The sequence below is a fragment of the Caulobacter sp. LARHSG274 genome, from assembly GCF_052871235.1.
The window spans coordinates 385,615-405,813 of record NZ_JBIXJO010000003.1 but is presented as its reverse complement, the minus strand read 5'-3'; the positions used below and the strand labels follow the sequence as shown (position 1 = coordinate 405,813).

Here is a 20,199-nt window from a genome sequence, read left to right as displayed (position 1 = left end):
GGCTGAAGCGCATGGCGCCGACCACCGGCCTGCAGAACGTGTCGACCCGCGCCGGGAGCGCGTCGTCGGACCCGTTGCTGCACGTGGCCATCATCATGGACGGCAATGGCCGTTGGGCGAAGCGGCGCAACCTGCCGCGCGTCCTGGGCCATCGCGCCGGCGTCAACGCGCTCAAGCGCACCGTCGAGGGCGCCGCCGGCCTCGGCGTCGGCGTGCTGACGGTGTTCGGGTTCTCGACCGAGAACTGGCGCCGTCCGCCGCAGGAGGTGTCGGAACTGATGGGGCTGCTGAAGGCCTATCTGGAATCCGACCTCGACCGCCTGGCCCGCGAGGGTGTCCGCGTCCGGATCATCGGCCGCCGCACGGGCCTGGCCGCCGACATCCTCGAGGTCATCGACCGCGCCGAGCACCGCACCGCTCAGAACAGCGACTTCCTGCTGCAGGTGGCCTTCAACTATGGCGGCCGGGCCGACATCACCGACGCCGCCCGCGCCTTCGCCGAGGCGGTGGAGCGCGGCGAGGCCCGGGCCGCCGACCTCGACGAGGCCATGTTCGAGGCGCGGCTGTCCACCGCCGACGCCCCCGCCCCGGACCTGATCGTCCGCACCAGCGGCGAGCATCGCATATCGAATTTTCTACTCTGGGAATGCGCCTACGCCGAACTGGTGTACCAGGACGTTCTGTGGCCGGACTATGGGCCCGAACACCTGGCCGCTGCGGTGACGGAATACCGAAGCCGCGACCGTCGCTATGGAGGCATTGCCGTCGATGACGTCGCCGTCGCCGGCTAAGCGTTTCAACTGGGGTAACCTGCGGATCCGTGTCGCCTCGGCCACGGTGCTGGTGCCCACGGTCGTGGCCGCCGTCTGGTTCGGCGGGGTGTGGTTCCTGGGCCTGATCGCCGTCGGCGTCGCCCTGCTGGCCCGCGAATGGGCCGAGATGGCCGCCAAGCGGACCTCGATCGGCGTCGCCCTGGCCATCGGCGTCGCGGTGCTGCTGGCCGTGGTCGTGGCCTATGCCGGCCACTACTACACCACCTGGCCGGTGGTGATCGTCGGCGCCTTCGGGGCGGCGGCGATGGCGCGGGGCGCGGTCGAGCGCCGGGCCGACGCCGCCTACGGCGTGATCTACATCGCTCCGGCCTGCATCGCCATGATCTGGCTGCGCCGGATGGACGCCGGCCTCAGCTGGACCTTGCTGATGTTCACCGTCACCTGGTTCGCCGACATCTTCGCCTTCGTGGTCGGCAGCGCCCTGAAGGGGCCCAAGCTGTGGCCGCGCTATTCGCCCAACAAGACCTGGTCGGGCTTCTTCGGCGGCCTGGTCGCCGCCTCGCTGGGCGCGGTCGGCATCCAGGCGCTGTCGCAGTTCCAGGGCCTGCCTGCCTTGCCGGACCTGACCCTGGCCTGGCCGGTGGTGGCCGCGATCGGCCTGCTGGGCGGCCTGGCGACGATGATGGGCGACCTGTGGGAATCGATCCTGAAGCGCCGCTTCGGCGTCAAGGATTCCGGCGACCTGATCCCCGGCCATGGCGGCATGCTCGACCGGGTCGACGGCCTGATGTTCGCCGCCATCGTCGTGGCCGGGGCCCGGCTGCTGGACCAGTGGGGATGGCTGCCTTGACCGCCCCCCGCAAGGTGGCGGTGCTGGGCTCGACCGGCTCGATCGGCGTCTCGACCCTGGACCTGTTCGAGCAGGCGCAGGTCGCCGTCGAGATCCTGGCCCTGACGGCCGGGCGCAATGTGGAGAAGCTGGCGCAGCAGGCGCTACGCTGGAAGCCCGCCGTCGCGGTCATCGACGACGAGACCTGCCTGCCGGAGCTGCGCGCGCGCCTGGCTGGGTCCGGCGTCGAGGCCGCGGCCGGCGCGAGCGCCGTGGCCCAGGCCGCGGCGATGGGCGCGGACTGGGTGATGTCGGCCATCGTCGGCGCGGCCGGCCTGGCCCCGACCCTGGCGGCGGCCCGGACCGGCGCGGTGATCGCCCTGGCCAACAAGGAAAGCCTGGTCTGCGCCGGCCCCGCTCTGCTGCGAATCGCGCGAGAGGCCGGCGGCGCGGTGATTCCCGTCGATTCCGAGCATTCGGCGATCTTCCAGGTGCTGCAGAGCGACTGCCTGGACCGGGTGGCGCGGCTGATCCTGACCGCCTCGGGCGGCCCGTTCCGCACCTGGGACAAGGCGGCCATGGCCCAGGCCACGCCCGAACAGGCCGTCGCCCATCCCAATTGGTCGATGGGCGCCAAGATTTCGGTCGATTCCGCGACGATGATGAACAAGGGCCTGGAGATGATCGAGGCCTCCTACCTGTTCGACACCCCGCAGGAGCGCATCGACGTCGTGATCCACCCGCAGTCCGTGATCCACAGCCTGGTCGAATACACCGATGGCTCGACCCTGGCCCAGCTGGGTCCGCCGGACATGCGCAGCCCGATCTCCTGCGCCTTCTCCTGGCCGCAGCGGCTGTCCTGGCCGGCCAAGCCGCTGGACCTGGCCGCCTATGGCCAGCTGACCTTCGAGGCGCCGGACCTGGACCGATTCCCCTCGATCGCCATCGCCCGCGAGGCCCTGCGCCTGGGCGGCGGGGCGCCGGCGGCGATGAACGCCGCCAACGAGGTGGCCGTCGCGGCCTTCCTTGACCGCCAGATCGGCTTTCTGGATATTGCCGGCGCGGTGGCGGGGACCCTGGAACGGATGAACGGCCTTGGAAATCTGGCCATTACGGACGATGACGCGCTTGAAAGCGCAATGATGACCGACGCCAGCGCCCGCCGCATTGCGGCCGAGGTTGTCGGCCAAGTTCGCCGTCCAAACTGAAGACGAGAAGAAATCCGACATGCTCGGCTTCATCCAATCGGCCGTCTCCTACCTGATCGCCTTCCCGCTGGTGATTCTGCTGGTCGTGACCGTGCATGAGCTTGGCCACTTCTGGGCGGCCAAGGCCTGCGGCGTGGCGATCGACCGGTTCTCCATCGGCTTCGGCAAGCCGATCGCCAAGTGGCGCGACAAGGCCGGGGTGCAGTGGCAGCTGGGCTGGCTGCCGCTGGGCGGCTATGTGCGCTTTTCGGGCGACGAGAACGTCGCCAGCGTGCCCGACCAGGACGACCTGAAGGCCATGCGCGCCGAGATCGAGCGCATCGAGGGCAAGGCCGCCGTCGCCCGCTACTTCCATTTCAAGCCGCTGTGGCAGCGGGCGATCGTGGTCGCCGCGGGGCCGGCGGCCAATTTCATCCTGGCGATCACCCTGTTCGCCTGCCTGGCCGGGGTGTTCGGCGAGGTCGTGCGTCGGCCGATCGTCAGCGGCCTGGACGCCGGCAGCCCGGCGGCGGCGGCGGGCTTCCGCCAGGGCGACATCATCCTGTCGGCCGACGGCCGCAAGATGAAGAGCTTCGAGGAGCTGGACCGCTATGTGATGCTGCGCAGCGACGTGCCGATCCGCTTCGAGGTCCGGCGGGGCGATCAGGAGCTGGAGATCGGCGCCACGCCGGTCCTGAAGGACATTTCCGACGGCCTGGGCGGCAGCCAGAAGGGCGGCGTTCTGGGCTTTGGCCTTCCGGCGGTCGTCGGCGAGGTGACGCCCGGCAGTGCAGCGGCGGCCGCCGGCTTCCTGCGCGGCGACGTGATCCAGCGCGCTGACACGACCCCTATCGCCAGCTTCGAAGACCTGATCGCCTATGTGAAGAAGCGCGGCGCCCAGCCCATCCGCTTCGACGTCTATCGCGGCGGGCGGACGATCCAGCTGGTGGCGACGCCGGCGCTCGGCGACGCTCCCGGCGCCAACGGCAAGACCGAGCGGCGGCTGATGCTCGGCCTCAGCCGCACCCTGCCGCGCCAGTATGTCGAGCGGATCCGCTATAATCCGATCCAGGCGGTCGGCGTCGGCGTGACCCGCACCTGGGACGTTCTGGACACCACGGTCTATTATCTGGGCCGAATGATCCGCGGCCAGGTTTCCGCCGACCAGATCGGCGGCCCGCTGGGCATCGCCAAGACCTCCGGCCAGGTCGCCCAGGCCGGCGCCGCCGGCGGGCAGAACGCGCCGATGATGCTGCTCGGCGCTGCGGTCGCCTTGCTCAGCCTGGCAGCGTTCCTGTCGGTCAGCGTCGGCTTCATGAATCTTCTGCCGATCCCGGTTCTGGACGGCGGACACCTGCTGTTCTACGCCTACGAAGCGGTCGCCCGGCGACCGCTGGGGGCGCGGCTGCAAGCGGCCGGCTATCGGGTTGGTCTTGCACTGTTGCTGGGTTTCATGTTGTTCGCGACCTGGAATGATCTGCAGCGCTTGAGCGTGTTTAAATTCTTCGGCGGTCTGTTCTCTTGAGCGGTCGCCTTCCGTCCATGATTGGTCCCATGAACAAAATTCGCGCCCATAGCGCCGCGTTCGCCACCGGCGTTGCGCTCCTTCTCGGTTCCACGGCGCTGACCGCGCCGCAGGCCGCCTTCGCCCAGGCCCAGACCACGGGCGTGGTCCAGCGCATCGTGGTGCAGGGCAACGAGCGGATCGAGCAGGGGACGGTGCTGTCCTACCTGCCGATCCAGCCGGGCGAGACCGTCGATCCGGCCCGGCTCGACCTGGCGCTGAAGACCCTGGCCCGCACCGACCTGTTCGCCGACGTCAAGATCGAGCTGCAGGGCGGCGATCTGGTGGTCAAGGTCGTCGAGAACCCGATCATCAACCAGGTGGTTTTCGAGGGCAATTCGGCCCTCAAGGAAGACAAGCTGAAGGACGAGGTGCAGATCCGTCCGCGCGGCATCTTCACCCGCTCCAAGGTCCAGGCCGACGTCCAGCGGATCATCGAACTCTATCGCCGCTCCGGCCGCATCTCGGCGACCGTGACGCCCAAGGTCGTCGAGCTGCCGCAGAAGCGCGTCGACCTGGTGTTCGAGATCAATGAAGGCCCCAAGAGCGGCGTGCTCGGCGTCAACTTCCTGGGCAACAGCGAATATTCGGATAACGACCTGAAGGACGTCATCGTCACCAAGGAGTCGCACTGGTACAAGTTCCTGACCAGCAACGACAACTATGACCCTGACCGCATCGAGTACGACCGCGAGCAGCTGCGCAAGTTCTACCGCAATCGCGGTTATTTCGACTTCCGCGTCGTGGCCTCGGTCGCCGAACTGGCCACCGACAAGAACGGCTTTGCCGTCACCTACACGATCGACGAAGGCCCCAAGTACAAGTTCGGCAAGATCACCGTCGAGACCGAGCTGAAGAAGCTGGACGGCAACCTGCTGGCGCAGATCCTGCCGATCCGCGCCGGCCAGCTCTACGAAGACGACAAGATCGAGCAGGCCACCGACGCCCTGACCTTCGCGGCCGGCGCGGCCGGCTTCGCCTTCGTCGACGTCCGCCCGCGCTACGTGCCCAACCACGAGACCAACACCGTCGACGTGGTGTTCTCGGTGCGGGAAGGCCCGCGGGTCTATGTCGACCGCATCGACATCGTCGGCAACACCCGCACCCTCGACTACGTGCTGCGCCGCGAGCTGGAAGTGGCCGAGGGCGACGCCTACAACCGCGTGCTGGTCGACCGCTCGAAGAACAACATCCGCGGCCTGGGCTTCTTCAAGGACGTCAATATCGAGGAAGTGCCCGGCGCCCAGCCGGACCGCACCGCCCTGCGGGTCAAGGTCGAGGAGCAGCCGACCGGCGAGCTGTCGTTCAGCGCCGGCTACAGCTCGGTCGACAAGCTGGTGCTCGACGTCGGCGTCACCGAGCGCAACTTCCGCGGCCGCGGCCAGAACCTGCGGGCCCGGGTCTCGGTCGGCTCGCTGCGCCAGCAGATCGACTTCGGCTTCACCGAGCCGCGCTTCCTGGGCCGCGACCTGCGCGCCGGCCTGGACCTCTATTCCTACCGCTATGACCTGAGCGACTACGCCGCCTACGACACCCAGTCGACCGGCGGCACCCTGCGGCTCGGCTTCCCGCTGACCCAGAACGCCTCAATGAGCCTGCGCTACCAGCTCCGCCAGGACAAGGTCAGCGTCGCCGACAACCTGTGCACCAGCGGTTCGGTGTCGCAGATCCTCTGCCTGCAGCGCGGCGCCTACATGACCTCGCTGATCGGCTACGGCCTGCGTTATGACCGGCGCAACGACCCGATCCAGCCGACCCGCGGCTGGTTCGGCGACCTGAACCAGGATCTGGCCGGGTTCGGGGGCGATGTGAAGTATCTGAAGACCGAGGTCGACGCCGGCTGGTACCACGGCTTCAACAAGGACTTCATCTTCATGGCCACCGGTTCGGCCGGCTATATCGAAGGCTGGGGCGGCGACAACATCCGCATCAACGACCGCTTCTACAAGGGCGGCCAGTCGTTCCGCGGCTTCGAGATCGCCGGTATCGGCCCGCGCGACACGACGAACGGAACCCAGAGCACCAACTCCCTGGGCGCCAAGCTCTATGCGATCGGCACGTTCGAGCTGACGGTTCCGACCTTCCTGCCTGAGCAGTACGGCATCAAGGCCGCGCTGTTCAGCGACTTCGGTACGGCCGGCCAGCTCGACGACGTCGACCGCGTGAAGGCGGACGGATCGACCAACCCGCTGATCAAGGACGGCCTGGGCTTGCGGGCCTCGGCGGGGTTGAGCATCGACTGGAAATCCCCCATGGGTCCCATCCGGTTCGATTTCAGCCATATTCTCGCTAAAGAAGACTACGACAGAACCGAGACCTTCCGGTTCTCCACCTCCACAAGGTTTTAATGAGCATGACCTCCAAGTTCTTCGCCGCGACCGCTTCGGGCCTCGCCGCGCTCGCCATGGCGTCGGGCGCCTTCGCCCAGGCCGCAGCTCCCGCCGCGGCCGCGGCCGCCCCGCAGGTGACCCACGGCCCGCCGATCGCCGGCGTCTGCGTGTTCTCCAGCCAGCGCGCCGTGGGCGCCTCGCAGGTCGGCAAGGCCGTCGATGCGCGCCTGAAGACCATCATCTCGCAGGTCAACGCCGAGCTGACCGCCGAGCGCACGGCGCTGGACGCCGACGCCAAGGCGCTGGACGCCAAGCGCGCCACCCTGGACCAGAGCGCTCTGGAACAGCAGGCCTCGGCCCTGCAGGTGCGCGCCAACGCCTGGCAGCGTAAGGGCCAGCTTCGCCAGCGCGAAGTCGAGGCGACCGAGCAGAAGCAACTGGCTCGCGTCTACCAGGAACTCGACCCGGCCATCCGCCAGGCCTACCAGGCCAAGACCTGCTCGATCCTGATCGAGCGGGAATCGGTGCTGCTGGGCAATCCGGCCATGGACATCACCGACGCGGTGGTCGCCGGCGTCGACGCCCGCATCAAGACCCTGACCTTCGATCGCGAACATCTGGACCAAGGCGCTCAGGGAGCCCAAGCTCTCCAGCCGACCAAGCAGTAAGCGAGTCGGCCCGGGCCTGACGCCCGGGCCGCTCCCGAGAGGACCCATGCCGGACCCGCGTTTCTTCGAAGATCTGGGTCCGGCGACTCTCGCGGAACTGGCCAGGCTGAGCGGCGCTCGGCTGGCCGACCCAGCCTTGGGCGATCGCAAGGTCTCGCACGTCGCCCCGCTCGAGGGCGCCGACGCCGCGGCCGTCACCTTTCTGTCCGATCCCAAGCGCGTCGCCGACCTGGCGACGCTGCGCGCCGGCGCCTGCTTCCTGAAGCCCGAACACGCTGCGCTGGCGCCGGCCGATTGCGCGGTCCTCGTCACCGCCCATCCGCAGGCGGCCTGGGCAGCGGCCGCCCGGCGGCTGCACGCGCCGCGCCGACACGACGGCGCACAACATATCCATCCCGACAGCGTGCTGGAGGACGGCGTCGTGCTCGCTCCCGGCGTGGTGATCGGGCAGGGGGCCAGGATCGGCCGCGGGACGCAGCTGGGCCCCGGGGCGGTGATCGGACCTGGCGTGGCGGTCGGCCGCGACTGCTGGATCGGCGCCAATGCGGTGATCGGCTTCGCCCTGGTCGGCGACCGGGTCGCGGTTCACGCGGGCGCGGTGATCGGCGAGGCGGGCTTCGGGGCCGCGGCCGGGCCGACCGGCGTCGTCGACCTGCCGCAGCTGGGACGAGTGATTCTGCAGGACGGCGTGACGATCGGCGCCAACAGCTGCGTCGACCGGGGCGCCTTTGGCGATACGACCATCGGCGAGAACAGCAAGATCGACAATCTCGTCCATGTCGCCCACAACGTCCGGCTCGGTCGCAATTGCGTCGCCGCAGCCTATACGGGCATATCCGGCAGCACGGTGGTGGGCGATGGCGTCGCGTTCGGCGGCAAGGCCGGCGTGGCCGACCATCTGGAGATCGGGGCGGGCGCCAGCATCGGGGCCTCGGCCTCGGTGTTCAAGGACGTCCCGGCCGGCGAAACATGGACAGGGTTTCCGGCGCGACCGCTTCGGCGGTGGCTGCGGGAGACCGCATGGCTGTCACGCGTGGCGGGCGGCCGGGGCACAAGGGGCTAGAATGAGCCAATCGAAGATCGAAGAGCCGCGGGTCGACATCGACATCGCCGAGATCCTGAACCGGATCCCGCACCGCTATCCGTTCCTGCTGGTCGACCGCGCCGAGTCCTATCGGCCGCACCAGTCGATCGTCGGCATCAAGTGCGTGACGATCAACGAGCCGTTCTTCCAGGGCCACTTCCCGGGCAATCCGGTGATGCCGGGCGTGCTGATCATCGAGGCCCTGGCCCAGACCGGGGCGGTGCTGATGAGCAAGTCGCTGGAAGTCGACACCGAAGGCAAGACCATCTTCTTCATGTCGGTCGACAACGCCCGTTTCCGCACTCCCGTGCGGCCCGGCGACGTCATCCGCATGGAGGTCGAGGTGACCCGCGCCCGTTCGAGCATCTTCAAGTTCAAGGGCGTGGCCAAGATCGGCGACAAGGTCGCCGCCGAGGCCGAGTTCGCCGCCATGGTCGTGGAGACGCCGACCAAATGACCCGCATCCACCCGACCGCCATCGTCGCCCCCGAAGCCCAGCTGGCCTCGGACGTCGAGATCGGGCCGTACAGCATCGTCGGTCCGGACGTGACCCTGAAGGCGGGCGTGCGCCTGCTGTCGCACGTGGTGGTGGAAGGCGCGACGACGATCGGCGAGGGCTGCACCGTCCACCCGTTCGCCAATCTGGGCGGACCGCCCCAGCACCTGGGGCACAAGGGCGAGCGCACCGAGCTGCTGATCGGTCCGCGCAACATCATCCGCGAGCACGTGACGATGCACACGGGCACGGCGTCGGGCAAGGGCGTGACCACGATCGGCGCGGACGGCCTCTACATGGTCGGCTCGCACGTGGCCCACGACTGCGCGGTCGGCGACTTCGTGGTGCTGGCCAAGGGCGCGACCCTGGGCGGCCACGTGGCCATCGGCGACTATGTGTTCATGGGCGGCCTGGCCGCCGCGCACCAGTTCTCGCGCATCGGTCGCTACAGTTTCATCGGCGGCCTGGCCGCGGTGACCAAGGACGTCATCCCCTACGGCTCGGTGTGGGGCAACCACGCCCACCTGGAAGGGCTGAACCTGGTCGGCCTCAAGCGCCGCGGCTTCAGCCGCGAGGCGATCAACGCCCTTCGCGCGGCCTACCGCCTGCTGTTCGCCGACGAGGGCACCTTCCAGGAGCGGCTTGAGGACGTGGCCGAGGCCCATGCCGGCACGCCCGAGGTGATGGAGATCATCGACTTCATCCGCGCCGACGCCAGCCGGCCCCTGTGCCTGCCCGAGCGCGAGGTCTAGGCGAGATGCGCAAGCTGGGACTGATCGCGGGCGGCGGCTCCTTGCCGGTGGAGCTGGCGGCCCATTGCGAGGCGGCCGGCCGGCCGTTCGCCGTGATGCGCCTGCGCGGCTTCGCCGAACCGGCCCTGGCGGCCTATCCGGGCGTCGAGGCGGGGCTGGGCGAGTTCGGCAAGGTGTTCAAGGCGCTGCGGGCCGAGGGCTGCGAGGCGGTGTGCTTCGCCGGCGTGGTCGACCGCCCCGACTTCGCGGCGATCAAGCCCGACCTGCGCGGCCTGACCGTGATCCCAGGCCTGATCAGCGCCGCGCGCAAGGGCGACGACGCCCTGCTGCGCCGGCTGCTGGCCGAGTTCGAGAAGGAAGGCTTCGCCGTCGAGGGCGCCCATGAGGTGCGGGGCGAGATGACCCTGCCGCTCGGGCCGCTGGGCCGCCATGCGCCCACCGACGCTCATCGCGCCGACATGGAACGGGCCCTGACGGTGGCCCGGGCGATCGGCGAGCTGGATGTCGGCCAGGGCACCGTGGTCTGCGACGGCCTGGTCCTGGCGGTCGAGGCCCAGGAGGGCACCGACGCCATGCTGCGGCGGGTCGCCGACCTGCCCGAGGCCATCCGCGGCCGGGCCGAGCGCCCGCGCGGCGTGCTGGCCAAGGCGCCCAAGCCGATCCAGGAGACCAAGGTCGACCTGCCGGCCATCGGCGTGGCCACCCTGCAGCGCGCCGCCCGGGCCGGCCTGGCCGGGGTGGTGGGCGAGGCCGGACGGCTGCTGATCATCGACCGCGACCAGGTTATCGCCTGCGCCGACGACCTGGGTCTCTTCGTGTACGGGGTCGAACCGCGGGCCATCCCGTGAGCGCCGAGACGTTTTCCGAGGCCCGGCCGCTGACCGTGATGCTGGTCGCCGCCGAGGCCTCGGGCGACGTCCTGGGGGCCGCCCTGGCCCGGGCCGTGCGCGCCCGGCTGGGCGCCGACAAGGTCCGCTTCGTCGGCGTCGGCGGCGCCAAGATGGCGCAGGAGGGGGTCGAGAGCCCGTTCGACATCGCCCAGCTGTCGATCATCGGCATCTGGGAGAGCCTGAAGGCCTATCCCCGCGCCATGGCCCGGCTGAAGGACACCCTGGCGCTGGCGGCGCGGGAAAAGCCCGACGTCGCCGTGCTGATCGACTCCTGGGGCTTCAACATCCGCCTGGCCCAGGCGCTGCGGAAACAGAACCCGGCCCTGCCGCTGGTCAAGTACGTGGCTCCCCAGGTCTGGGCCTATCGCGCCAGCCGGGCCAAGACCCTGGCTGGGGCCGTTGACCTGCTGCTGTCGATCCAGCCGATGGACCGGCCCTATTTCGACGCCGCCGGCCTGGACAGCGTCTTCGTCGGCAATTCGGCCCTGGCCCACGACTTCAGCCGCGCCGATCCGGCCCGGTTGCGCGCGGCGATCGGCGCCGGGCCCGACGATCCGATCCTGCTGGTCCTGCCCGGCAGCCGCCCGTCGGAGATCGAGCGGGTGATGCCGCGCTTCGAGGACGCGGTGCGCCGGCTCAAGGCCCAGCGCCCGGACCTGCGGGTCGTCGTGCCCGCCGCCTCGACCGTGGCCGAGGCCGTCAGGGCCCGCGTCGCCGCCTGGCCGTTCCGCGCCCACCTGGTCGAGGACGACGGGCTGAAGGACGACGCCATGGTCGCCGGAACCGTCGCCCTGGCCTGCAGCGGCACGGTGACCACCGAGCTGGCCCTGGCCGGCTGTCCGATGGTGGTCGGCTATGTCACCGGCGCGGTGACCTACGCCTTGCTGAAACAGCTGTTCAAGCCGCGATGGGTGACGCTGTTCAACATCGCCGCCAACGAGACTGTCGCGCCCGAGCTGCTGCAGGACGCCTGCACCGGCGAGGCGCTGGCGGCCGAGGTCGCCCTGCGGCTGGACGACCCGGCGCTGCGCCGCCGCCAGGTCGCGGCCCAGAACCTCGCCCTCGACCGCATGGGCCGAGGCATGCCCGATCCGTCCGAAGCGGCGGCCGAGGCGCTGCTGGGGTTCCTGCGGGCCAAGGGGCGGGCGGTCTGACCGTCCACACCTTTCGACGCCGGCGTTAGCAAGCCTTTAAGAACCGCTTCATGGCTCTTCTCTAGGGTAGAGCGGCTGGCGCGTCGCTCGCGCCGGGTCTGGAGCCCCGCGTGCCGATCTTTTCGATCGCTCCCCTGACGTCTCCGACGCCGACCGCCCCGCTGACGCGGAGCGAGCTCGCCGCCGAGGCGCTGGCGCGCGTGGCGATGATCCAGGCCAGCGAAGACCTCGGCGCGATGATCGGCCAGGCCCACTCCGACGCTCCCGACCCGACCCAGAAGAGCACCGTAGGCGAGGGCGAACCCGGGCGCGCCAAGGCCGCCGAGGCCCACGCCGCCATCAACGCCGCCGCCTTGCCCGACACGCCCGCCCGCGCCGTCGGCCTGGCCGCCGGCCGCGCCGCCGCCCGCCAGGGGGGCCTGGCGCCGCTGATGGCCGACATGGTCCAGGCCGCCGCCGAGCCCGGCGTGCCGCGGCCGGTCAAGGCGGCCATCGACCAGGTGCTGTCCCTGACCGCCCGGATGGACGGCCAGATCAGCGCGCCCGAGATCCGCCAGGCCCTGCAGCGGTCCGGCCTGTTCCTGGAGGCCCGCCTGGCCGCCGCCTCGCCTGGCGACACGGCGCAGCGGCCGCCGACCGGCACCCTGACAGCGCCGCCGAAGCTGGTCCCCACGCCGACGCCCAACAGCGACATCAAGGCCGCCCTGCTGGTGTTCCGCGAAGTGGTGAAGACTTGGATGGACGCCGTTCCGCCCGCTGCAGCAGTGCAGACGCCAGCCGCTGCGCCGCCCGCGTCTCCGCACCCTGTGGCGGCGCTTGGGTCCGCGCAGGTCGCCGAGCGGGAGGCGTCGCCGGCTCTGGCTCAGCCTGCTCCGACCACGAGCTCGAATCCGGGAGCGATCTCCCGTCCGTTGACGCTTGATCCCGTCGAGCGGCCTTCCACGCCCGTCGAACTGGAGCCCGATAGGCCGGAACCGGCGATCGCCCGGCCCGGCCCGGCGCCTTCGCCCCCCGCCGCCCGTCCGACCGCGCCGCCCTTGCCGGCCTTCGGCGCGATCGTCGCCGACGACTTTCCGGCCCTGCCGATGGTCGCCGCCAGGCCGCGCCTGGCCGCCGTCGCGGCCTATGGCGGCCCTGAAGGCGCGGCCGGCCCGCCTTCCGAGACCCCGCCGCCCTATGCCGGCGCCCCGACTCACGCCCAGGCCGCCGCAAAGCCCGGCCTGCCGCCGGGCGCGGACCCTCACGCCGTCGCTCATCGCCTGCTGGCCGAGACCGGCGCGGCCCTGGCCCGCACCGAGCTGCTGCAGATCGCCTCCTTGCCCGACGCCCCCGTCGCCGGCCGCGGGGCCGAGGAGAGCGGCGCCCGCTGGGTGTTCGACATGCCGTTCATGACCCCGCAGGGGCCGTCCGTCGCCCAGTTCGAAATCAGCCGCGACGGCGGCGGCGGCGGCGGGGAGGGCGAGCGCCGGATCGGCCGCACCTGGCGCGCCCGCTTCTCGCTCGACGTCGAACCGATGGGCCCGGTCCACGCCCAGGTGGCCCTGACCGGCGACCGGGCCCGGGTGTCGCTGTGGGCCGAGCGCCCGGCCAGCATGGCCCGTTTGCGCGGCGGCGAGGACCGCCTGAACGCCGCCCTGCGCGAGGCCGCCCTGGAGCCGGAGCTGGCCTTCCACCCCGGCCAGCCGCGCGCCGCGGCCGCCGCCCCCGGCCAGTTCCTGGATCAGGCCACATGAGCGGGGCCATCCGTTCCGCCGGCCCGCGCATCGCCGTGGCCCTGCACTATGAGGAGCCCAACGCCCCGCGCGTGGTCGCCACCGGCCGCGGCTGGGTCGGCGACAAGATCATCGAGACCGCCCGCGAACACGGCGTGCCGATCGAGGAGAACCCCGCGCTCGCCCAGGCCCTGTCGACTATCGAACTCGACGAGGAGATCCCCGAGGCGCTCTACCGGGCGGTGGCGGAGATCCTCGGCTTTATCCTGCGCACCGCGGAAACCCGCTAGGAGCTGTGGACAGTTAGGCGTTTGGCGGGCGTGGGCCGCCCTCGTCCTTCGACAGGCTCAGGATGAGGGCTACTGCCAAGGCGGTTCAGTAGAATTCCTCATCCTGAGCCTGTCGAAGGACGAGGAATTCGGCCCAAGACCGTCAACTGCCCACAGCCTCTAGGCGGGCGAGGCCAGGGCGCCGTCGATGGCCTCGGCGATGCGCGGGTCGTCGACGGTGATGTCGGGCGCGAAGCGGCCGACGACCTGGCCGTCGCGGCCGATCAGGAACTTCTCGAAATTCCACACCACCTCGCCCGGGCCGCCGGTCTCGATGCCGTGGCCCTTCAGCCGCTCGCGCATGGGACCGTCGCCCGTCGCCGCCGGCTGGGCCTGGGTCAGGCCGCGATAGAGCGGGTGGATGTCCTGGCCGGTGACCGTGATCTTCGAGAACATCGGAAAGGTGACGTCGTAGGTGGTGGCGCAGAAGCTGGCGATCTCGTCGTCCGAGCCCGGCTCCTGGCCCTTGAAGTCGTTGGCCGGGAAGCCGAGCACTTCCAGGCCCGCGGCCTGCTTGTCGCGATAGAGCGCCTCCAGACCCTCGTACTGCTTGGTCAGGCCGCACTTGGAGGCGACGTTGACGACCAGCAGCACCTTGCCGCGGTAGTCGGCCAGGCTGGCGGGCGCGCCGTCGATGCGCTTCAGGGGAATGTCTTGGATGCTGTCGCTCATCGGAGGCTCCGCGGCTGGTGGTCCGGCATCCTAGCCGGCAAACCGAAAAAAGGCCCCGCTTTCGCGAGGCCTTCTTCATTCATCGGTGCGGCGAAGCGATCAGCCCCGCGTTTCGACCGGCGCGTAGTCGCGCTGGGTCGGGCCGGTATAGAGCTGGCGCGGGCGGCCGATCTTGCGCGAGGGGTCCTCGAACATTTCCTTCCACTGGCTGATCCAGCCGACGGTGCGGGCCAGGGCGAACAGCACGGTGAACATGTTGGTCGGGAAGCCCATCGCCCGCAGGGTGATGCCCGAATAGAAGTCGATGTTCGGATAGAGCTTGCGATCGATGAAGAACGGATCGCTCAGCGCGACCTTCTCCAGTTCCATCGCCACCTGCAGCAGCGGGTCGTTGATGCCCAGCTGGTCGAGAACCTCGTAACAGGTCTTCTGCATGACCTTGGCGCGCGGATCGAAGTTCTTGTACACGCGGTGGCCGAAGCCCATCAGCTTGTACTTGCGGTCCTTCACGCCCTGCACATAGGCGGGGATGTTCTCGACCGTGCCGATCTCTTCCAGCATCTCCAGGGCTTCCTGGTTGGCGCCGCCGTGCGACGGGCCCCAGAGGCAGGCGATGCCGGCGGCGATGCAGGCGAACGGGTGGGCGCCCGACGAGCCGGCCAGGCGCACCGTCGAGGTCGAGGCGTTCTGCTCGTGGTCGGCGTGCAGGATGAAGATGCGGTCCATGGCCCGGGTCAGGACGGGGTTGGGAACCCAGTCCTCGGCCGGCACCGAGAAGCACATGCGCAGGAAGTTTTCCGAATAGCTGAGCTCGTTGCGCGGCGTCACGAACGGCCGGCCCTGCGAGTACTGGAAGGCGCGGGCGGCGATGGTCGGCATCTTGGCGATCAGGCGATGGGCGCTGATCTCGCGCTGCTTGGGATCATCGACATTCAGGCTGTCGGCGTAGAAGGCCGACAGGGCGCCGACCGCGCCGGTCATCACCGCCATCGGGTGGGCGTCGCGACGGAAGCCCTGGAAGAAGCTGTCGAACTGAGCGTGCAACATCGTGTGGTAGGTGATGTTGTGTTCGAACTTGCGGAATTCGTCGGCCGTCGGCAGCTCGCCGTTCAGCAGCAGGTGGCAGACTTCCAGGAAGCTCGACTTCTCGGCCAGCTGGTCGATCGGATAGCCGCGGTGCAGCAAAATGCCGGCGTCGCCGTCGATATAGGTGATCTTGCTCTCGCACGAGGCGGTCGAGGTGAAGCCCGGATCGAAGGTGAAATGGTCGGCCTCGGCATAGAACTTACGGACGTCGACGACGTCCGGACCCGTGCTGCCCTTCATGATCGGCAGGTCGAAGCTTTTTTCACCGATCGTCAGCGTGGCTTTGTCGCTCATGCGAGAGACCTTTCTCTAGGACGTTTGACAGTCGAACAGTCGTATTTCGCGGGTGCGTTATAGCGCCTCATGCGCGCGGGCAAGGGCGTCGTCAAGCCGGCCCAAACTCTCGTCGCGACCTAACGCCGTCATGATCTTGTTCAGGTCGGGCGCCTGGGCGCCGCCGGTGAGAACGCCGCGCAGCGACGGGCCGAACTTGCCGAAGCCGACGCCCTCGGATTCGGCGAAGGCTTTCAGCAACGATTCCAGTTCCAGAACGCCCCAGACCGGCGCCGCCGCCAACTGCCCGCGCAGCCGGGCCAGCCGCTCGCGGGTCTCGTCGTTCAGCTGCTTGACGGTCTTGTCCTCCAGCGCCAGCGGGCGGACCTTCAAGGCGAAGGCGCAGTGCTCGGCCAGCTCCAGGATGGTCTTGGCGCCTTCCTTGACCTGCGGCACGACGGCCAGCAGGCGGGCGGCGGCGTCGGCCGGCAGGAACGCGCCCTGGGCGTTCAGGGCCTTCAGGGTCAGGTCGGCCAGGCGGGCGTCGTCGGCCTTGCGCAGGTGCTGGCCGTTGATGAAGTTCAGCTTGGCCCAGTCGAGGCGGGCCGGGGCCTTGACCACGTCCTTGACGTCGAACCAGGCGATGGCCTGCTCGTCGCTGAACACCTCGTCGTCGCCATGGCCCCAGCCCAGGCGGGCCAGGTAGTTACGCATGCCTTCGGGGATGTAGCCCATGTCGGCGAACTCGCCGACCGCCTGGGCGCCGTGGCGCTTGCTGAGCTTGGCGCCGTCGGGGCCGTGGATCAGCGGGATATGGCCGAAGGCGGGAACGGTCCAGCCCATGGCCTGGTAGATCAGGGTCTGGCGGGCGGCGTTGTTGAGGTGGTCGTCGCCGCGGATCACGTGGGTGACGCCCATGTCATGGTCGTCGACCACGACGGCCAGGTTGTAGGTCGGGGCGCCGTCGGCGCGCAGCAGGACCAGGTCGTCCAGGTCGGCGTTGTTGAAGGTCACCGGACCCTTGACCAGGTCGTCGACCAGGGTCGTGCCCTCGGTCGGGCCTTTGAAGCGAATGACGTGCGGCAGGCTGGGGTCGTTCGGGGGCGGGGCGTCGCGCCAGGGCGAGCGCAGGGCCGGTCCGCCGGCCCGGGCGGCCTCGCGGGCCGCGGCCAGTTCCTCGACGGTCATCCAGCAGCGATAGGCGCGGCCGGCGGCCAGCATCTCCTCCACCACGGCGCGGTGACGGTCGGCGCGGCTGTACTGGAAGACCACCTCGTCGTCGGACTTCAGGCCCAGCCAGTCCAAGCCTTCGAAGATCGCGGCGACCGCCGCCTCGGTCGAACGCTCGCGATCGGTGTCCTCGACGCGAACAAGGAACTTCCCACCCGTATGGCGTGCATATAACCAGTTGAACAGCGCCGTGCGGGCGCCGCCGATATGCAGGAAGCCGGTCGGCGAGGGAGCGAAGCGGGTGACGACGCCGCCCGAGATCTTGGGGGCGGTCGGCGCGGGGGAGGATTGGGTCATCGGGATCAGGGCTGACGGACTGGAGGCCACGGAAGTGGCGAGGACCGCGACGCTAGGCAAGTCCCTGGGGGACAAGGCCGGCGGCGGCTGGGCGGCGCGTCTTAGCACGCGTCTTCGCGCCCGTCCTAGTCCGGCCGAAATCCGGGCGAGGCTGGCGGCCGAGATCGGCGCCAATGGCGAGCGCTGGATGCTGTGGTCGCCGGTGGCCTTCGGCCTGGGGGCGGCCGGCTATCTGGAGCTGAAGGCCGAGCCGTCCTGGGCGCTGCTGGCCGGTCTGGCGGCCGGGCTGGGGATTCTGGCCGCCCTGGCCGGACGCCGATCGGCCCGCCCGGGCCTGACCGTGCTGCTGATCCTGGCCAGCTTCCTGGCCGCCGGGGCCCTGGCCGGCAAGCTGCGCTCGACCCTGGTGGCCGCGCCTATCCTGGCCGGCGACCGGGCGGTGATGACCGTTGAGGGCTTCGTCGTCGACGTGGTCAGTCCGGGCGCGGGCGGGCCGCGGCTGCTGATCGCCCCGGTCGCCGTCAGCGGCCTGGCGCCCGAGGATACGCCCAAGCGGGTGCGGGTGACCGTCGAGCCGGACGCGGTGCCGGCCCCCGGCCAGGCGGTGCGGCTGTGGGCCATGCTCGGGCCGCCGCCGCCGCCGGCCAGCCCCGGGGCCTATGACTTCGCCCGCGACGCCTGGTTCCACGGCGTCGGCGGGGTCGGGTTCGCAGTCGGGGCGGTGCGACCGGCCAGGCTGGACCCGCCGCCGGCCCGCCTGCGCCTGGCCATGGCGGTCAACGCCTTCCGCTGGCGGCTGGCCAGCCGGATCGTCGACGACCTGGGCGTCGCGCAGGGCGGCATCGCCGCGGCCATGGTCACCGGCCACGAGGCGTGGATCACCCAGGACCAGACCGACGCCATGCGCGCCTCGGGCCTGGCCCACATCCTGTCGATCTCGGGCCTGCACATGGCCATTGTCGGCGGCTTCCTGTTCGGCCTGGTGCGGCTGCTGATCGCCGCCTGGCCATGGGCGGCCCTGCGGGTTCCGGGCAAGAAGCTGGCGGCGGTGGCGGGCCTGCTGGCGATCGGGACCTATCTGGTCATTTCCGGCGCGCCGCCGCCGGCCCTGCGGGCGGCGATCACCGCCACCGTGGCTTTCGCCGCCATCCTGTTCGACCGCCAGGCCATCAGCCTGCATGGGTTGGCGGTGGCGGCGCTGATCATCCTGCTGGTCCAGCCCGAATCCGCGGGCGCGCCCGGCTTTCAGATGTCGTTCGCGGCCACCGCCGCCCTGGTCGCCCTGGCCGAGGCCTGGCCGCGGCCGGTGCGCGAGATCTCGGCGCCCTGGTGGATCCGCGCCATCCAGGGTTCGCTGAGCTGGCTGGCGGTCAGCATCGGCGCCAGCTTCGTGGCCGGCCTGGCCACGGGGCCGTTCGCCATGCAGCACTTCAACCGGGTGGCGGTCTGGGGTCTGCCGGCCAATCTGGCGGTCGCGCCGCTGTCGTCGTTCGTGATCATGCCGTTCCTGGCTGTCGGGGCCACCCTGGAGGGCGTCGGCCTGGGCCGGCCGTTCCTGGCGGTGGCCGGCTGGGGCATCTCGGCGATGATGTGGATCGCCGACGGCTTCGCCAGCGCCGGCGGGGCCCAGCGGGTGGTGGCCAGCGGCCCGCCCTTCACCCTGGCCCTGGCCTTTGTCGGGCTGATGCTGCTGTGCCTGTGGCGCGGCCGCCTGCGCTGGCTGGGCGCGCCCCTGGCCCTGGCGGTGGCCCTGTGGCCGCGGCCGCCGGCCCCCGACGTCTGGATCGCCCCCGACGGGACCACGGCGGCGGTGCGCCAGGGCGGCGCGGCGGTGCTGCTGCGCCCCGACGCCCGCCGGTTCGGGGCCGAACTGTGGAGCCGCCGGCGCGGCCTGGCGATCGCCCCTGCGGCTGAGGCGGCGGCCTACGCCTGCGACCGCCGGTCCTGCGCGCCGACCCCCGCGGCGCCGGTGGCCCTGGCCCTGTCCTGGAGCAAGGCCGGGCCCGACCTGGAGACGCTGGATCGGATGTGCGCTGGGGCCGAGATCGTCGTCCTGCGGGGACCGGCGCCCGACCTGCCGGCCAATTGCCGCGACCGCATCGTGCTCGACGCCGCCGACTTCGCGGCCGGCGGGGCGGCCGAGCTCTATCGTCGCCGCGACGGCTGGTGGATCGTCTGGGCCCAGCCGCTGCGCGGCGCGCGGCCGTGGACAGGCGTTTCGGGGCGATAGGCATGCTGAGAGTGCAGGGCCGGCCTGCCGCGGCTGGCGGCTCATCCGTCCGCCGAACTGGAGGGACGGCTGGCCTTCTTTTGAGCCGAGCGGCGCGTCGGGCGTTTAGGCCGGACGAGCGATGGAGGCGATCATGGAACGGGAAGGCGGGTGCGCGTGCGGGGCGGTGCGCTATGTCGCGACGGGCGAGCCGCTGCGGGTGGGGGTGTGCCATTGCCTGACCTGCCGCAAGCGCCATGGCGCGCCGTTCAACGCCTTCGCGGCGTTCCCAAGCGACAAGGTGCGGATCGAGGGGAGGCCTGCGATCTGGACCGGCGCCGAGCACGGCCTGATCCACGGCTGCCCGACCTGCGGCTCGCCGCTGTTCTGGACGGCGGAAGGCGAGGGCGACGGCGAGATCGAGATCCACCTGGGCGGCCTGGACGCGGTGGGCCAATTCACGCCGCAGTACGAAGTCTGGGTCAAGCGCCGCGAACCCTGGCTGCCGCCGCTGAACGTGCCGCAATATGCCGAGAACCGGCCGGCGGGAATGGCGACCTAGGGGGCGTTTTACGATCTGGGTCCCGACATTCGCCCATGGGCGGTAAGTTAGGACCTTGGGCCTGGCTTGATCTTCCTCATCCTGAGGTGCTCGCCGCCGGCG

Annotated in this window: 18 protein-coding genes; 15 read left to right on the top strand and 3 right to left on the bottom strand. The window is 70.4% G+C overall.

Features of this window, described 5'->3' with window-relative positions; genetic code table 11:
* The first annotated feature begins 11 nt into the window (after window positions 1-11).
* The 13 genes from uppS (at window position 12) to ACIPQB_RS10090 (ending at window position 13,729) form a co-directional block, all read left to right on the top strand.
* The gene (gene uppS / locus ACIPQB_RS10150; RefSeq protein ID WP_446485097.1) at window positions 12-791 is read left to right on the top strand and encodes a polyprenyl diphosphate synthase; all 780 of its coding nucleotides are present in this window, start codon (window positions 12-14) and stop codon (window positions 789-791) included.
* Window positions 769-1,623: a phosphatidate cytidylyltransferase gene (locus tag ACIPQB_RS10145; RefSeq protein WP_446485096.1), complete on the top strand. Its 855-nt coding sequence runs from the start codon at window positions 769-771 to the stop codon at window positions 1,621-1,623. The genes uppS and ACIPQB_RS10145 overlap by 23 nt, the downstream gene beginning before the upstream one ends.
* Window positions 1,611-2,810 carry a 1-deoxy-D-xylulose-5-phosphate reductoisomerase gene (locus tag ACIPQB_RS10140; protein WP_446485095.1) on the top strand — a complete coding sequence of 400 codons (1,200 nt, stop codon included), beginning with the start codon at window positions 1,611-1,613 and terminating at the stop codon, window positions 2,808-2,810. Before ACIPQB_RS10145 ends, ACIPQB_RS10140 begins: the two co-directional genes overlap by 13 nt.
* Window positions 2,811-2,829: 19 nt before the next feature.
* Window positions 2,830-4,314 carry an RIP metalloprotease RseP gene (gene rseP, locus ACIPQB_RS10135; RefSeq protein WP_446485094.1) on the top strand — a complete coding sequence of 495 codons (1,485 nt, stop codon included), beginning with the start codon at window positions 2,830-2,832 and terminating at the stop codon, window positions 4,312-4,314.
* Between the two features lie 17 nt (window positions 4,315-4,331).
* Window positions 4,332-6,701, top strand: a complete 2,370-nt coding sequence (gene bamA / locus ACIPQB_RS10130) for an outer membrane protein assembly factor BamA (RefSeq protein ID WP_446485093.1) — start codon at window positions 4,332-4,334, stop codon at window positions 6,699-6,701.
* Window positions 6,701-7,351, top strand: coding sequence for an OmpH family outer membrane protein (locus ACIPQB_RS10125; RefSeq protein WP_446485092.1), 651 nt, complete (start codon window positions 6,701-6,703; stop codon window positions 7,349-7,351). Before bamA ends, ACIPQB_RS10125 begins: the two co-directional genes overlap by 1 nt.
* 46 nt (window positions 7,352-7,397) lie before the next feature.
* Complete coding sequence (lpxD, locus tag ACIPQB_RS10120) at window positions 7,398-8,414, top strand: UDP-3-O-(3-hydroxymyristoyl)glucosamine N-acyltransferase (RefSeq protein ID WP_446485091.1); 1,017 nt, start codon at window positions 7,398-7,400, stop codon at window positions 8,412-8,414.
* Window position 8,415: 1 nt separating this feature from the next.
* Window positions 8,416-8,892 carry a 3-hydroxyacyl-ACP dehydratase FabZ gene (gene fabZ / locus ACIPQB_RS10115; protein WP_446485090.1) on the top strand — a complete coding sequence of 159 codons (477 nt, stop codon included), beginning with the start codon at window positions 8,416-8,418 and terminating at the stop codon, window positions 8,890-8,892.
* Window positions 8,889-9,683 (top strand): acyl-ACP--UDP-N-acetylglucosamine O-acyltransferase, encoded by a 795-nt coding sequence (gene lpxA, locus ACIPQB_RS10110; RefSeq protein ID WP_446485089.1) that lies wholly within the window; start codon window positions 8,889-8,891, stop codon window positions 9,681-9,683. The genes fabZ and lpxA overlap by 4 nt, the downstream gene beginning before the upstream one ends.
* 5 nt (window positions 9,684-9,688) lie before the next feature.
* Window positions 9,689-10,531 (top strand): UDP-2,3-diacylglucosamine diphosphatase, encoded by an 843-nt coding sequence (gene lpxI / locus ACIPQB_RS10105; protein ID WP_446485088.1) that lies wholly within the window; start codon window positions 9,689-9,691, stop codon window positions 10,529-10,531.
* Window positions 10,528-11,727 (top strand): lipid-A-disaccharide synthase, encoded by a 1,200-nt coding sequence (gene lpxB, locus ACIPQB_RS10100; protein ID WP_446485087.1) that lies wholly within the window; start codon window positions 10,528-10,530, stop codon window positions 11,725-11,727. The genes lpxI and lpxB overlap by 4 nt, the downstream gene beginning before the upstream one ends.
* A 110-nt stretch (window positions 11,728-11,837) precedes the next feature.
* The gene (gene fliK, locus ACIPQB_RS10095) at window positions 11,838-13,460 is read left to right on the top strand and encodes a flagellar hook-length control protein FliK (protein ID WP_446485086.1); all 1,623 of its coding nucleotides are present in this window, start codon (window positions 11,838-11,840) and stop codon (window positions 13,458-13,460) included.
* Complete coding sequence (locus tag ACIPQB_RS10090; RefSeq protein ID WP_446485085.1) at window positions 13,457-13,729, top strand: EscU/YscU/HrcU family type III secretion system export apparatus switch protein; 273 nt, start codon at window positions 13,457-13,459, stop codon at window positions 13,727-13,729. Before fliK ends, ACIPQB_RS10090 begins: the two co-directional genes overlap by 4 nt.
* A gap of 159 nt (window positions 13,730-13,888) precedes the next feature.
* Here the strand turns inward: ACIPQB_RS10090 and ACIPQB_RS10085 are convergent, their stop codons facing one another.
* The 3 genes from ACIPQB_RS10085 to gltX all read right to left on the bottom strand — a co-directional run bounded on the left by ACIPQB_RS10085 (window position 13,889) and on the right by gltX (window position 17,326).
* Window positions 13,889-14,440, bottom strand: a complete 552-nt coding sequence (locus tag ACIPQB_RS10085; RefSeq protein ID WP_446485084.1) for a glutathione peroxidase — start codon at window positions 14,438-14,440, stop codon at window positions 13,889-13,891.
* A 99-nt stretch (window positions 14,441-14,539) separates the two neighbouring features.
* Window positions 14,540-15,820, bottom strand: a complete 1,281-nt coding sequence (gltA, locus tag ACIPQB_RS10080) for a citrate synthase (protein ID WP_446485083.1) — start codon at window positions 15,818-15,820, stop codon at window positions 14,540-14,542.
* A gap of 57 nt (window positions 15,821-15,877) precedes the next feature.
* Window positions 15,878-17,326 carry a glutamate--tRNA ligase gene (gltX, locus tag ACIPQB_RS10075; RefSeq protein ID WP_446485082.1) on the bottom strand — a complete coding sequence of 483 codons (1,449 nt, stop codon included), beginning with the start codon at window positions 17,324-17,326 and terminating at the stop codon, window positions 15,878-15,880.
* A 34-nt stretch (window positions 17,327-17,360) separates the two neighbouring features.
* Here gltX and ACIPQB_RS10070 point away from each other — a divergent pair, with 34 nt between their 5' ends.
* Both ACIPQB_RS10070 and ACIPQB_RS10065 read left to right on the top strand, forming a co-directional pair.
* Window positions 17,361-19,556, top strand: a complete 2,196-nt coding sequence (locus ACIPQB_RS10070) for a ComEC/Rec2 family competence protein (protein ID WP_446485081.1) — start codon at window positions 17,361-17,363, stop codon at window positions 19,554-19,556.
* 133 nt (window positions 19,557-19,689) lie between these two features.
* Window positions 19,690-20,097, top strand: coding sequence for a GFA family protein (locus ACIPQB_RS10065; protein ID WP_446485080.1), 408 nt, complete (start codon window positions 19,690-19,692; stop codon window positions 20,095-20,097).
* The last annotated feature ends 102 nt before the right edge of the window (window positions 20,098-20,199 follow it).

What these genes read in the sequence shown, in the direction of transcription:
- uppS (WP_446485097.1), top strand. Translation starts at nt 12, where the DNA reads ATGGCGCCGACCACCGGCCTGCAGAACGTGTCGACCCGCGCCGGGAGC.
- ACIPQB_RS10145 (WP_446485096.1), top strand. Translation starts at nt 769, where the DNA reads ATGACGTCGCCGTCGCCGGCTAAGCGTTTCAACTGGGGTAACCTGCGG.
- ACIPQB_RS10140 (WP_446485095.1), top strand. Translation starts at nt 1,611, where the DNA reads ATGGCTGCCTTGACCGCCCCCCGCAAGGTGGCGGTGCTGGGCTCGACC.
- rseP (WP_446485094.1), top strand. Translation starts at nt 2,830, where the DNA reads ATGCTCGGCTTCATCCAATCGGCCGTCTCCTACCTGATCGCCTTCCCG.
- bamA (WP_446485093.1), top strand. Translation starts at nt 4,332, where the DNA reads ATGATTGGTCCCATGAACAAAATTCGCGCCCATAGCGCCGCGTTCGCC.
- ACIPQB_RS10125 (WP_446485092.1), top strand. Translation starts at nt 6,701, where the DNA reads ATGAGCATGACCTCCAAGTTCTTCGCCGCGACCGCTTCGGGCCTCGCC.
- lpxD (WP_446485091.1), top strand. Translation starts at nt 7,398, where the DNA reads ATGCCGGACCCGCGTTTCTTCGAAGATCTGGGTCCGGCGACTCTCGCG.
- fabZ (WP_446485090.1), top strand. Translation starts at nt 8,416, where the DNA reads ATGAGCCAATCGAAGATCGAAGAGCCGCGGGTCGACATCGACATCGCC.
- lpxA (WP_446485089.1), top strand. Translation starts at nt 8,889, where the DNA reads ATGACCCGCATCCACCCGACCGCCATCGTCGCCCCCGAAGCCCAGCTG.
- lpxI (WP_446485088.1), top strand. Translation starts at nt 9,689, where the DNA reads ATGCGCAAGCTGGGACTGATCGCGGGCGGCGGCTCCTTGCCGGTGGAG.
- ACIPQB_RS10090 (WP_446485085.1), top strand. Translation starts at nt 13,457, where the DNA reads ATGAGCGGGGCCATCCGTTCCGCCGGCCCGCGCATCGCCGTGGCCCTG.
- ACIPQB_RS10085 (WP_446485084.1), bottom strand. Translation starts at nt 14,440, where the DNA reads ATGAGCGACAGCATCCAAGACATTCCCCTGAAGCGCATCGACGGCGCG.
- gltA (WP_446485083.1), bottom strand. Translation starts at nt 15,820, where the DNA reads ATGAGCGACAAAGCCACGCTGACGATCGGTGAAAAAAGCTTCGACCTG.
- gltX (WP_446485082.1), bottom strand. Translation starts at nt 17,326, where the DNA reads ATGACCCAATCCTCCCCCGCGCCGACCGCCCCCAAGATCTCGGGCGGC.
- ACIPQB_RS10065 (WP_446485080.1), top strand. Translation starts at nt 19,690, where the DNA reads ATGGAACGGGAAGGCGGGTGCGCGTGCGGGGCGGTGCGCTATGTCGCG.